This window comes from Pseudoalteromonas sp. S16_S37 (assembly GCF_014694405.1).
Taxonomy (GTDB): Bacteria; Pseudomonadota; Gammaproteobacteria; order Enterobacterales; family Alteromonadaceae; genus Pseudoalteromonas.
On record NZ_JAAUWV010000009.1, the window covers coordinates 112,861 to 125,648 of the forward strand.

The window sequence follows — 12,788 nt, forward strand, 5'->3', positions numbered from 1 at the left end:
ATTACATCGTGTTAGTGGTGAATCTGGCTTTGCAATGGTTATTTGAACATTGCCACAGTGACAGTTAGCCTGCATGACTCAATACTTTATCTTCGTATATATCTCTTAAGATAGTGCAAACTTCATCGCCGACTTGCTTGTTATGACTGTCGATAAAAAAATGGTCGCCCGCAAAGTTTTTAAAGGTGAACTTACCTGAAAAATAATTTTGCCAGTCGCGTTGTTCTTGCTCGGTTATTTCGTCTTTTTCCCCAGCAAATACAGTAAGATCACATGGAAATTGCTCAGAACCAGTATATCTATAGGTATCAGCCAGTTTAAAGTCGGCACGTAGGACAGGCATAAATAGGGTCATCAGCTCTTCGTTTTCAAGAACTGCTGGCGGAGTACCATTAAGGTCTTTGAGTTTTTTGATAAAGGCATCATCATCAAGCAAATGCGTGTTATTGCTACTGCGATCTTTGTTTGGGTTAGCACTACCTGAGGCAACAAAATGACATGGGGTTGCTAAGCCTCTTAGATGCATTTTTCTTAGCATTTCAAAAGACACTCTTGCACCCAAACTATGACCATAAAAAATGAAATCGCAGTTTAAATGAGGGGTTAATACGTCAATGAGTGTATCGGTTAAGGTATCCATACAATCTGCTGGAGGCTCACTAAAGCGACTGCCTCGCCCAGGCATTGAAACCATGATTTGTTCGACGTATTGAGGAAGCGTGTTTTGCCAGTCGCTAAACGATCTTGTGCTACCTCCGGCATAGGGGAAACAGATCAGCTTTAACGTCGCTTGTGGATTTGGGTTGGGAATGTGTAACCATGGTGTTGTTGGCAAGTGACTCATTTGAATGCTCTTTTTTAATTCTTGGTCATTATTTGGTATATAAGTTCGAGTGTATCTCGTTAGTGTCCAAAAATAAACCTGTCAAATATCTGTACCAAAACACACAATTATCTTGTACCTAAAAGTCATAATTCTGGCATCAATTTGACATGAATAATTCGCTTAATTGTCTTTTTTCCTCTCTATAGTACTTGCTCTATTTTAGATAAAACAAAGAGCACGGATTATGAAAACAAAGTTATTACCATTAGCAATATTGTGTGGCTCAAGCGCATTATTTGCTGGCTGTTCAGATTCAGACAATAGCAAAGCTGTTAAAAAAGTAGAGGTACAAAAGCCAGCTGGTGTAAGTGAAGGAACAAAGATAGAAGTACGTTTATTAGAAACAACCGACTTACACGCTAATCTTCTAAACTTTAACTACTTTGCTGATAAGCAAGACGATAAAGTGGGCCTTGTTAAAACGGCAGCCCTTATTCGCCAAGCTAGAGAGCAAGCCACTAACTCAGTGTTGGTTGATAATGGCGACTTAATCCAAGGCAGCCCACTGGGTGATTACATGGCCAAGATTAAAAACTTGGCTGATGGCGACGTACACCCTGTGTATGCGGCTATGAATACGCTAAATTATGACGTGGCAAACATTGGTAACCACGAATTTAACTTTGGCTTAGAGTTTTTAAATGAAGCGATTGACGATGCTAACTTCCCATACATTTCGGCCAACGTATTTAAAGACGATGGTGATAATGATGCCAGCAATGATGTCCCTCTATTTTCACCTTACGTTATCCAAGAAAAGTCCTTTAAAGATACACAAGGTAAAGTTCACACGATTAAAGTGGGCTTTATTGGTTTTGTGCCGCCGCAAATCATGCAGTGGGATAAAGCGAATTTAGAAGGTAAAGTCATCGCCAAAGATATCGTGGAAATGGCGAACAAATACGTACCAAAAATGAAAGAAGAAGGGGCGGATTTAATCGTTGCTATTCCACACTCAGGCTTAGATGTTGGTGCACAAAAGCCATTGGCTGAAAACGCCAGCTACTACTTATCTAAAGTTGAAGGCATCGATGCCATCATGTTTGGTCACGCGCATGCTAACTTCCCAGGTTCTCGTTATGAAGGGTTAGCAGAGCAAGGTGTCGACATTGAAAAAGGCACGATTAACGGCGTTGCAGCGGTAATGCCTGGCTTTTGGGGTAATAACCTAGGTGTGATTGATTTAACGCTTGAGTATAAATCAGGTGCTTGGCAGGTGAGCGATTCGCAGTCTTCGCTTCAGCCGATTTATAAAACAGATGAAAACCGTGTCACAACTGCGTTGGTTGAAAATGATGCGCAAGTTGAGTCTGCGGTAACACAAGCACACCAAGAGACGCGTAATTGGGTTAATGCACCTTTTGCTAAAATTACGGCGCCAGTAAACAGCTATTTTGCGCTGGTAAATGATGACCCTTCTATCCAAATCGTCACAGACGCACAAATTTGGTATACCCAAAAAATCGTTCAAGGTACTGAATTAGACGGTTTACCGATTTTATCAGCGGGCGCACCGTTTAGAGCGGGTCGCGGTGGTGCTGATGATTACACCTCTATTGCAACGGGTGATATTGCTTATCGTAACGTAGCAGACCTGTACATCTATCCAAACGTATTAAAAGTGCTAAAACTGAACGGCGCGCAAGTCAAAGAATGGCTAGAAATGTCTGCAGGTCAATTCCAGCAAGTTGATGCAACTAGCACTGATGTACAGATGCTTATCAATTCACAGTTCCCATCTTACAACTTTGATGTGATTGACGGCGTAACCTATCAAATTGATGTCACTCAACCAGCTCGCTATAACGCCAAAGGTGAAAAGGTATCTGATGGTCAGCGTATCGTCGAGCTTAAATACCAAGGCAAACCTGTCAGCGCAGATCAAGCCTTCTTGGTGGCAACAAATAACTATCGAGCGTCTGGTGGCGGTAATTTCCCAGCGATTACTGCGGATAAAATTGTGGTTGATTCACCTGATGAAAACCGCCAAGTGGTTGCTGATTACATTGCCTATCAAAGTGGTAAAAACAATGGCAAAGGCTTAAACCCATCAGCAGATATGAACTGGTCATTTGCACCTGTTGCAAATGTGCAAATTCAATTCACCAGCTCAAATAGTGACGATGCTAAAGCATATGCTGAGCAATTCAGTCACATCATTCAAACGACTCAAGTTAATGAAGATGGCTTTGCAGTTTACCAGCTTGATTTAACTCAACCTCAGTAATTTGTGCTGTTTTAGCACAAGAGCAGCCTAGGTAGGCTGCTCACTGTTACCCCTAGCTGTAGTCTTTGCTATGCAAAGTGATAGGAATTTCAAACAATAACGGGAACTTAAACATGAAACCTATGTATAGAAATAGCGCTTTAGCGTTGCTACTTGGTGCAAGTATTGCCAGCGGATCTGCGTTTGCGGCCGATGCGTATAGCTGGAACAATGTCGCACCAATAAAAACGCCTTCAGCGAGCAACAATAATGGCAAAACGGTGTATTTTGATGTGTCACATGGTGGCGTTGAAGGCAATGCTGACTGGGTGATCGACGGTGCTTTTTCTGATTTTGCTGACGCGCTGGTACGTGAAGGCTATACCGTAAAAGAGTATCGCGGTGTTGACTTAAATAATGATGGTCGTATTCGCTTTTACGATGATCGCGTTAATGGCACAAACCAAAATGAAGCCATTATTACTTATGATGCGATTAAAAATGCCGACGTATTGGTTCTAGCTGAAACAAATAGACCATTCACACTCAGTGAGCAAACGGCTTTAGAGCAATTTGTAGCAGCAGGTAAAGGCATATTTTTTGTTGCTGATCACTATGATGCCGACCGCAACTTAAATACTTGGGATGCAACAGAAGTATTTAACGGTTATAACCGCTCAGATTTAAGCAAATATAACATGGGTGGCGCTTATGGTGATTGGCGTAACCCTAAAACTGCCAATGCAGGGTGGTTAGTTGAAAACTTCGGCATTCGTTTTCGTTTTAACGCAGTGGACTACAAACAAGGCGTAAGTGGTGTTGTACCTAGCAGTAAAACAGAAGGGATCACACAAGGTGTGCAGCCAATCTTAATGGCGGCAGGTGCAACGCTTGCGATTGTTGACCCACAAAAAGCCAAAGGTTTAGTATATTTTTCACAGTCTGATACACCAGTAAAATGGAAACACGCAAAAGACCAAGGTTTATATTTTGGTGGCGCGGCAGAAGGCCCGTATGCAGCCATTGCTAAATCAGGTGCAGGTAAGGCTGCATTTATTGGCGACTCTTCGCCAATTGAAGATGCTACGCCTAAATATCGTCGTCAAGATAACGGCAATATCAAAAAGACTTATCCAGGATGGACAGACTCTGGCAACGCGGCTGTTTTGGCTGTCAATATTGTTAATTGGCTAGCAACTCCTGAAAGCTATCAGTATTTTGACGGCACAAATGGCCGTGTAAGTGGCGTTGCTACGCCAACACCGATGGCAACACAAGAGTTTACCGATCCAAATAATGGTCAACCTTGGGGTAGCCCGCCAAGTGGCTACGATGCGTGGAATACCGACACGTATAAAAACAACTCGTTTAACGCGCCATATGGAGATGGACAAACCAATCCAGATCCTGACCCAGATCCAACGCCTACACCTGGCAACACGGTATCTGTTGAACAAGCACTTGCTGCGTCTGTAGGCACAGAGCTGGTGGTTATCGGCAAAGTAACCGCGGCAGTAAATGGTATTTATGGCTTGAACTTAACGGATCTAAACAACCCTGCAAGTAGTATTTATGTGAAGCTTGAAAGTAGTCAACGTAATGACTTTAACCCTCAGTTGAATCCAAGCATTCTTAACCAAAATATCATTGTAACGGGTAAACGTAACAGCTACATGGGTGGCCCTGGTATTCGTTATGTTAGCGATATTTACGTTGCTCCTACAGCGCTTTCGGTTGAGCAAGCATTAGCAACTGCACAAGGTGAAACGATTGAGATGACTGGCCGCGTAAAGTCAGCACTTAACGATATCTATGCACTGGTATTAGAAGATGCGAACAACCCAAGTTTTACTATCAATGTAAAACTTGAAAAGTCGCAACGCAGCCAGTTTAGTCCACAGCTAAACCCTTCTATTTTAGATGCGCAATTGTTGATCAAAGGCGTGCGTGATAGCTACATGAGTGCACCGGGTGTTCGTCAAGTAAGCGTAATTGAAGTCTTCGATGGCAGTGGCACATCACAGCCAGACCCAAGTGGCGATTTGTCTGTATCAGATGTATTGGCAATGAATAACGGCCAAGCTGTAGTCGTAGCCGGTGTGATTACTGCTGCGATTAATGGTCAATATGCATTGGAATTAAGCGATGATAACAGCGGTGCCAATACGCTTTATATCAAGCTTGAGTCTTCGCAGCGCAGTACATTCAGCCCACAACTAAACCCTAGCCTATTAGGTAAGCGTTTACGTGTTGAAGGCATTAAAAATGACTATATGAGCCATGCAGGCGTTCGCAGCGTGAGCAAATTAACCATTTTAGATTAATCTTTCTGTTGATTTAAAAAGGGCCACATGGCCCTTTTTTGTTATGTCTTCTGCAAATTTTCACAGCGCTTGTTCTTCACATAGCCGTCAATGATTTTGCTGATATGTTCTTTAAGCCAGCTAGGGCCGTAGTCACTCATATCATTGTGTTTTGATTTAGCTATTTTCACGATACAGCTGCCATATTTTTGTTGCTCAGCTTTTGTAGGCAGTACGCCTGAGTCTGCAGGGAAATCACTCGCACGAATAGACAGGAGATTTATTTTGTCGGTTCTAGGTAAAGGTACTCGGCGATGATCAAGGGTAATAATGGTATTCACATAGAGCGTATCTGAATTACCCAACAAGGCAGAAATATCGCCGCCATTGGAATGCCCAACTAGCGTGAGGTTATCAAAATCGTAATTTACATACTTCGATGCAAGATAGTCGCGGACTACGCTTAGCGTTTTAGCACCGCGTTGCCAATTTTCCATGCGTGTTTCGTATAAATTGCCTTCAACAGAAAGCGGAGGATCGCTAGGTAGTTCGTGGCCAATCGCCACAGTCAAATAGCCCAATTGATTGAGCTGTGAAGAAATAAACTGATATTTAGTGTGTTCAACTTGATAACCGGCACCAATAAATGCCACTTTACATGGTTGAGTTTGAGTGCAACTTTGCGCATTCTTAGGTGCGTTGATTTCGATTAGGATATGGCGCTCCCGTTCAATGTCATGTATAGATGACAAGTCTGCGTGTGTGCTCATTGAGCTCAGTAAAGCAATGGTGCTCAAAAAATGCGGCATTTTTATCCTTAAAGATTGGTTTTGTTATCGTTATTTTACGTTGAGCAAACCGTCAACAGCGCGCTTTATAACAGTAACGTTTGCATATTAATAGCGAAAGATTTGAAAAAATACATCGGTGTTTGCAACATCTACAATTGAATTAATGGCAGTTTAATAAGGATTTATATGACGCTCACTACCTTACTTTTATTTATACCAGCGAGCTTTGCGCTGAATATGGCGCCTGGTCCAAACAACTTATTGGCATTAAATAATGCTCAGCGCTGTGGTTTCACAAAGGCAATTTTTGGTGGATTAGGTCGACTTGTGGCTTTTGTAGTCATGATTGCTTTGGCTGCCAGTGGCTTAGCCGTGGTATTACTCACCTCACAGTGGTTATTCTTTGCCGTAAAACTACTTGGCGCAGGCTATTTATTTTGGCTTGCGATTAAATTGTGGCGAGCACCAGTTAACAGTGAACTGAGCAAAACCTTAGAGTTAAATGATTCGGCAATAAAGCTTGCTAAGCAAGAGTGCTTGTTGGCGCTGGGTAACCCCAAGGCAATCTTAATCTTTACCGCGTTCTTACCCCAATTTATTGACCCTACCACAGCGGTTGGCGGGCAATTTATTCAATTAGGCGGTTTGTTTTTATTACTAGAGCTAAGCGCTATTTGTATTTATGCCGCGATTGGTTCATGTTTACAAAGCTGGTTTAGTCGCTCATCCATTCAACGCGCCTTTAATAGAGGCTGTGCAACATTAATAGCAACGCTTGGTATAGGCATGCTGCTTGATGCAAAAACTCGTTAAATGTTGATGAATGAAACTAAATTTTTAAGATAAGTATTTTTATCGTAACGATAAAAATATTTCTCAGCACCGTAGGGCACTATTTTGTACTCTACGCTTCTTTAACGTACCGCCAATATTGGCATTACTAATTAGCTACTAGAGACTAAAGCCTGTGAAAATTTGTTTTATTATGTACCCTTGGAATAAAGTTGAGCCAGAAAACGACTCAACATTACGATTAATCCATGAGTGCGTAAAGCGTGGCCATACTGTGGCACTTGCAACGGTAAACAATTTAACTATTCGTGACAGTGTTGCCAGTGCATTTTGTGATGTGTTCACAAAAGCCAACAAATGCCCGGATAACATTCCTAGTTTTTACAAAAATGCCCAATTTAAGCGCGTACAATTACCAATGGCTGGCTTTGATGCCATCATTATGCGTGCAAATCCGCCGTTGGATACGTTGGCACTTAACTTTTTAGATTCAGTTCGTGGTGATACGTTTATCATGAACGACTTAGATGGTTTGCGTATTGCTAACAATAAAATCTACACCGCGTCATTCCAAGATACAGCGAGTGAGTTTATTCCTGCTACGCACGTGTCTAAAAACCGTGAGTATCTTGAGCGTATTTTTGAAGAGTCAGCAAGCAACCGCATGATCTTAAAGCCGCTAGATGGCTATGGTGGACGAGGTGTTATCGTACTTGAGAAAAACGCGCGTCAAAGTTTCCGTTCATTGCTTGATTTTTACATTGGTGGTGATGAGCACGGTAAAGGCAGTAACTATGTGATTTTACAAGACTACGTAGAAGGTGCTGAACAGGGCGATGTGCGCATTCTGATGCTAAATGGCGAGCCGATTGGCGCGATGAAACGTATTCCTGATGCCAAAGATGTGCGTGCTAACGTGCACGCTGGTGGTCGCGTGGTAAAACACAAACTGACTTTACAAGAGAAGAAACTGTGTAAGTACATCGGTCCAAAACTTGTACGTGATGGGTTGTATTTCACAGGTATTGACGTGATCGGCGGAAAACTTATCGAAGTTAACGTATTAAGCCCCGGCGGTATCGTGCGTATTAACAAGCTAAATCGCGTTCGTTTACAAACTCAAGTTATTGATTTTGTTGAAAGCGTTGTATATGCTAAAGAGCTAGTACGTAGCCGTAAGTCAGAATTTAGACAGGTGATTGAAGATGCTAACGCTATCTGAGAGCCAATGTATTGAGCTCATCAAAAAAGGTGAGTGTTTTCATGCACAAGTAGAGTCTGGCGCATTTATCATTAAGATTGATGAATACTCGCCTATCATCTGTGCGGCCATTCACAATGGTCACAATTTACGTAGTGACCTTGAAAAGTCGTTTTTACTTACCAAAGAAGAGCGTTTTTTTGAAGAAGACCCTTATACAGATGAGCTTATTTCGTCATTTCCAATCCAATTAATTGGCAATGACTCGCGCTTTGAGTATGACTTAAACCGAGCAAAAACCCTGTCGACTTACTTTAAAACAGCGTGGAATAAGCAGGTTTGGAAAAAGCCTTTGAGCAGCACACAGCGTGCAAAAAGTCATAAAAAGCATCAGGCATTTTATAACGTGCTAGAGGCGATTGTTGCTGAGGTAGAGCATCGTTTTAAAAACGCCATCATCTTTGATATTCACTCATACAATTACAAGCGTATTGAGCGTGACACGCCGACTTTTAACATTGGCTCTAGTCAGATTGATATTGAACGCTGGGGTAAAGTTGCGGAGCAGTTTGAGAAGCAGTTAAATAAAATTGAGCTGCCTAACATTGATGTACGCGCAGCAACCGATGAAGTGTTTCAAGGTCGTGGCTATTTGATCTCACATGTTAATGCGCACTTTGATAACACGCTGGTATTGCCTACTGAAGTGAAAAAAGTATTTATGGATGAAACCTCTGGTGAGGTTTACCCATTGGTACTTGAAGAACTCAAAGCGGGCTTTAAAAATGCGGTCAGTGAGACGGCTGCGTACTTTGTGCGTCGTTATGGGCGCAAAACAACCCAAAAAGCGGATGTATTATCGTCGTCTATCAGCCCTGATGTGTTGAAAATAGACAAGGCACTTTTTGCCTTATGTAAAAATGTAGAAACGCTGAACTATATTAACCCTGTGAATATAGCATCTGAGCGTAGCCGCTTTTTGAAACACCCGAATGTGAACCCTGAGTTCACCTATAAGCAGCTAAATATCAATCCATATAAATTTAGAGAGCACCTGTATCAGTTGCCTGTAGATGAGATCATGGATGCGGATATTCAGCAGCTTTATCGCCATGTTATTGATAACTTGGCCAATAAAATTGATTTACTGAGTACCATAGGTAGCGAAAACTTTTTATATAACTCGTTGAAGTACTATGGTGCACCACAGACCGCTGACGTTGAGAACGCAAAGTTTATTTTGCATTTGAACAACAGCGAACTTGAGCAACATAAAGCTGAACATAGCGCTGATGATGCAGTGGAGTATTTCAAAAAAATGGCTGAGCAATGGGGCTTAGTATGTCGCATTGAAAAGTCGAACAAGGTTGTTGCAAAAGCCATGGTTAATAGCGAGAAATCACTGTTAATGGTCAACAAAGATGCCAAGTTTACGCAACCTGAATTGCATGCGTATGCTTACCATGAGCTGGGTATTCATATGTTGACCACGTTAATTGCAAAGAAACTACCTTTAAAGGTTTTTGCATTAGGGTTAGCTGGTAACACCCACTCGCAAGAAGGCTTGGCAATTTATAGTGAGTACTGCTCGGGTAGTTTAACCATTGGTCGACTAAAAACTTTGGCATTGCGTGTAATTGCTGTGCAGCACATGCTTGATCACGGTAATTTTAAGAAAACATTCCACATGCTCGTTGAAGAACATGCCATGAGTCGAGAGTCAGCATTTACGCTTACAGCGCGAGTGTACCGAGGCGGTGGTTTTACCAAAGATCATCTGTACTTAAAAGGCTTTAGAGATGTATTGCACTTTGCCAAGCACAACCCGCTGGATAACCTATTAATGGGTAAAGCAGGTTTGTTGGACTTAAACGTGATCTCGGAAATTGTTGAACGCGGTATGTTGCCTAAACCACAGTCACTATTTGACTTAACCTATCGCTCTTCGGGTAACCCTGTACTTGATTTTGTTGTTGGCTCAATCAAGTAATCCAATTTAAGCCAAGTGAGTAACTGCTCACTTGGCTTTTCAAATATTTCGCAAAATATATCTATGCTACTGTAAAACCTGCAACGGGAATTTTCAGGAGTCATAATGGATAAGTGTTTAATAACACACGAAGAAATAGACGCGTTACCTAGCATATCCAAAACGCACTTTTTAAATGACAATGCGCAGCGAACCAATAAATCGTTAGGTGATTTTACGGGCCTCAGCGGCTTTGGATTTCATATTATTGAAGTGGAGCCTGGCCGAGCGTCTACCGAATTTCATAAGCATTACCATGAAGATGAATGTGTATGTGCTCGAAGGCAATGCCACCGCACAAATTGGTGAGCACCACTTTGCCATTAAAGCGGGTGACTTTATTGGCTACCGTGCAGGTGGCGAGGCCCACACAATAATTAATACTGGCACCACAACGTTTAAGTGTATTGTGGTTGGGCAGCGTTTGGCACATGACGTTGGCGACTATCCAAACCTGCAAAAGCGCATTTATCGACAAAAAGATTTACCTTGGAATTTGGTGGATATTGCATCTATTAGTGAGCCGAAAGCGGGCAAAAAAGTGTGAGAACGCTATGCTTTGGGTATTAAGAGATCAGCAAACAAGGAACAGACTATGGCCATTTTAACTAAACGCACCAAAATTGATGATGCAGCCCTTGAAGCCATTGCACATATGCCTACTCGCAGCTTACCGGTATTGATGAGTGGCGAGTTTAGCAGTGCGCTGAGCGATGCTGATTACATGCGCATTGCTGTTTTATTGGCGAAAAAAAGCTATCAAGAAGGGGGCTGCCCAATTGGTGCGGTGATTGTTGATAACTTAACTAAAAGGATAGTAGGGAAGGGCCATAATACCTTGGTACAAGAGGATCACCCTTACAATCATGGTGAAACCTCAGCGATTCGTGATGCAGGACGCATCGACTTTAGTAAAACCACCTTATACACCAGCTTAAGTCCATGTGATGTTTGCGCCACCTTGCTCTATATGCGTGGTTTTAGCAAAGTGGTGGTTGGCGATGTAACCAATGCCTCTGGCAACGAAAGCTTGCTACAAGACAAGGGCGTAGACGTTGAGATACTTGAAGACCCAATCGGCGTTGCACAATACGCCAAATTTAGAGAAGAAAAACCACTGCAAGACTTAGAGGATTGGCAAGGGGTAAGTGCAGTAAATAACCCGAGGGTGCTTTAACTCGATAAAGCTTTAAATCTGGCAGTTTTATATGTGAGATCGTAGATCATTTTGATTTTTCTTTTTTGCTCACCTAATGTGACGTACCACCATCCTATACTTTAAAACCTTGCATGGCGTTTGCTAACAAGAGCTGGTATTTACAGCGCCAAAAAGAGGTCTGATTTTTATTTAAAATCAATCTATTACTATTTTTTTTGGTTTTTTGTAAGCAGTTGTATTGTTCGCGATTTAAGCAAGGAAAGTGAAATAATTTAGCTGTAATGTGTATTTAATTATGTTGTATGTCTATAACAAGCGCATGCTAATTGGCGCTACGGAACGATGCACAGTAGCGCCGTGCGGTAAAAATACCTAGCAATAGTTATATAGGGAGATTTATGAATACTTTAAATTATCTATTATCACGGCATGAAAAATATGACGGCATTCGGCCTATCAATATTTATGCTATGCAACTGATTTATACATTGATGGCGACGCTTTTAGCGTTTGATGTCTGGTCGTATATCATTTCCTATGAGCAAGTTTGGAACTCAAGCGAAGCGATGGACTGGAGTGTTTGGGCTGCATTTTCACTGTTTGCACTTATTGGCATATTTAAACCAGTAAAAATGATGCCAATTTTACTGCTAGAAATTACTTATAAATTGATATGGTTAATTTTAGTTGCGTTGCCACTTTACAACAACGGCAGTCTATCTGATGAATCAACCGATGGTATGTTATTCCCTTTCATATTGGTTATCTTGCCAATCATTGCGATACCTTGGGGTTACGTATTTAAAACCTACTTTAAACCGTCATTGAGTAACCGCGCCTAATGCAGTAAGGTAACTTTTTTACAGCATTTTTGCTGAGTAATAATTGGTGGGGCTCATACAGAGTACGGTTGGAAAGGTTAACATTTGTTATTGTGGGTTCGTGAAGCTCAACAAACTGAATGTTTGTTGATTTATAACCCATAATATTGTGCTCTAACAGGTAAACTTGTACTGCACACTTGGTTGTTACACAAAATTATTTTGTCTGCTTTATTCGCGCAGATTAAGTGACTGCTGTTTTTAAGGAATAAAGAATGAGTGTTATTACGGATATATTTGTTTGGCTTTTAATTGATACTGTTTTTGGCTTTTGGTTTTACTCTACAGGTTGGTTTCTTTTAAAGGTATTCACTTTTGGTCGTTATAATATGGAGCTCAAAGATTTTGCGAACTTTAAAGATTCAAAATCAAAGGGAGTCATTACTACCATGGTTCTAGGTGTAATTTTCTATGTGTTCATAATTAGTCGACACTGAAAATCACTTAATGCATTGATCTTCTTGATGATCTAAACGATCTTACTATCCTCATTTTGCAACGTTTGTTTTCTCACCCCTCAAAACCTTGCAAAATGGAGAT

11 protein-coding genes are annotated in these 12,788 nt (G+C 41.5%); 9 read left to right on the plus strand and 2 right to left on the minus strand.

Annotated features, from left to right (window positions below):
- Window positions 1–64: 64 nt before the first annotated feature.
- The gene (locus HC733_RS06825; RefSeq protein ID WP_190364304.1) at window positions 65–844 is read right to left on the minus strand and encodes a thioesterase II family protein; all 780 of its coding nucleotides are present in this window, start codon (window positions 842–844) and stop codon (window positions 65–67) included.
- A gap of 226 nt (window positions 845–1,070) precedes the next feature.
- Between HC733_RS06825 and HC733_RS06830 the strand changes: the two genes are divergently transcribed.
- Together HC733_RS06830 and HC733_RS06835 are read left to right on the plus strand one after the other, a co-directional pair.
- The gene (locus HC733_RS06830; protein WP_190364305.1) at window positions 1,071–3,113 is read left to right on the plus strand and encodes a bifunctional 2',3'-cyclic-nucleotide 2'-phosphodiesterase/3'-nucleotidase; all 2,043 of its coding nucleotides are present in this window, start codon (window positions 1,071–1,073) and stop codon (window positions 3,111–3,113) included.
- Between the two features lie 113 nt (window positions 3,114–3,226).
- Window positions 3,227–5,416, plus strand: a complete 2,190-nt coding sequence (locus tag HC733_RS06835; RefSeq protein ID WP_190364306.1) for a DUF6359 domain-containing protein — start codon at window positions 3,227–3,229, stop codon at window positions 5,414–5,416.
- A 41-nt stretch (window positions 5,417–5,457) separates the two neighbouring features.
- On the opposite strand, the gene HC733_RS06840 is transcribed toward HC733_RS06835, so the two are convergent.
- Entirely contained in the window at window positions 5,458–6,204 is a 747-nt protein-coding gene (locus tag HC733_RS06840) for an alpha/beta hydrolase (RefSeq protein WP_238937474.1), read from the minus strand.
- A gap of 168 nt (window positions 6,205–6,372) precedes the next feature.
- Between HC733_RS06840 and HC733_RS06845 the strand changes: the two genes are divergently transcribed.
- The 7 genes from HC733_RS06845 to HC733_RS06870 all read left to right on the plus strand — a co-directional run bounded on the left by HC733_RS06845 (window position 6,373) and on the right by HC733_RS06870 (window position 12,209).
- Complete coding sequence (locus HC733_RS06845) at window positions 6,373–6,999, plus strand: LysE family translocator (protein ID WP_190364307.1); 627 nt, start codon at window positions 6,373–6,375, stop codon at window positions 6,997–6,999.
- Window positions 7,000–7,153: 154 nt separating this feature from the next.
- Window positions 7,154–8,200 (plus strand): glutathione synthase, encoded by a 1,047-nt coding sequence (gene gshB / locus HC733_RS06850; protein ID WP_190364308.1) that lies wholly within the window; start codon window positions 7,154–7,156, stop codon window positions 8,198–8,200.
- Window positions 8,184–10,169 carry a flavohemoglobin expression-modulating QEGLA motif protein gene (locus HC733_RS06855; RefSeq protein ID WP_190364309.1) on the plus strand — a complete coding sequence of 662 codons (1,986 nt, stop codon included), beginning with the start codon at window positions 8,184–8,186 and terminating at the stop codon, window positions 10,167–10,169. Before gshB ends, HC733_RS06855 begins: the two co-directional genes overlap by 17 nt.
- Before the next feature lie 105 nt (window positions 10,170–10,274).
- The gene (locus tag HC733_RS23095) at window positions 10,275–10,517 is read left to right on the plus strand and encodes a hypothetical protein (protein ID WP_238937475.1); all 243 of its coding nucleotides are present in this window, start codon (window positions 10,275–10,277) and stop codon (window positions 10,515–10,517) included.
- Window positions 10,465–10,755 carry a cupin domain-containing protein gene (locus HC733_RS23100; protein ID WP_238937476.1) on the plus strand — a complete coding sequence of 97 codons (291 nt, stop codon included), beginning with the start codon at window positions 10,465–10,467 and terminating at the stop codon, window positions 10,753–10,755. Before HC733_RS23095 ends, HC733_RS23100 begins: the two co-directional genes overlap by 53 nt.
- Window positions 10,756–10,803: 48 nt before the next feature.
- Window positions 10,804–11,385 (plus strand): nucleoside deaminase, encoded by a 582-nt coding sequence (locus tag HC733_RS06865; protein ID WP_190364310.1) that lies wholly within the window; start codon window positions 10,804–10,806, stop codon window positions 11,383–11,385.
- Window positions 11,386–11,765: 380 nt separating this feature from the next.
- Window positions 11,766–12,209 carry a hypothetical protein gene (locus tag HC733_RS06870; protein WP_190364311.1) on the plus strand — a complete coding sequence of 148 codons (444 nt, stop codon included), beginning with the start codon at window positions 11,766–11,768 and terminating at the stop codon, window positions 12,207–12,209.
- The last annotated feature ends 579 nt before the right edge of the window (window positions 12,210–12,788 follow it).

Bases quoted from the DNA above. Each gene is read 5' to 3' on its own strand.
- HC733_RS23095 (WP_238937475.1), top strand. From the start codon at position 10,275: ATGGATAAGTGTTTAATAACACACGAAGAAATAGACGCGTTACCTAGC.
- HC733_RS06835 (WP_190364306.1), top strand. From the start codon at position 3,227: ATGAAACCTATGTATAGAAATAGCGCTTTAGCGTTGCTACTTGGTGCA.
- HC733_RS06870 (WP_190364311.1), top strand. From the start codon at position 11,766: ATGAATACTTTAAATTATCTATTATCACGGCATGAAAAATATGACGGC.
- HC733_RS06845 (WP_190364307.1), top strand. From the start codon at position 6,373: ATGACGCTCACTACCTTACTTTTATTTATACCAGCGAGCTTTGCGCTG.
- HC733_RS23100 (WP_238937476.1), top strand. From the start codon at position 10,465: ATGAAGATGAATGTGTATGTGCTCGAAGGCAATGCCACCGCACAAATT.
- HC733_RS06825 (WP_190364304.1), bottom strand. From the start codon at position 844: ATGAGTCACTTGCCAACAACACCATGGTTACACATTCCCAACCCAAAT.
- HC733_RS06830 (WP_190364305.1), top strand. From the start codon at position 1,071: ATGAAAACAAAGTTATTACCATTAGCAATATTGTGTGGCTCAAGCGCA.
- HC733_RS06865 (WP_190364310.1), top strand. From the start codon at position 10,804: ATGGCCATTTTAACTAAACGCACCAAAATTGATGATGCAGCCCTTGAA.
- HC733_RS06840 (WP_238937474.1), bottom strand. From the start codon at position 6,204: ATGCCGCATTTTTTGAGCACCATTGCTTTACTGAGCTCAATGAGCACA.
- HC733_RS06855 (WP_190364309.1), top strand. From the start codon at position 8,184: ATGCTAACGCTATCTGAGAGCCAATGTATTGAGCTCATCAAAAAAGGT.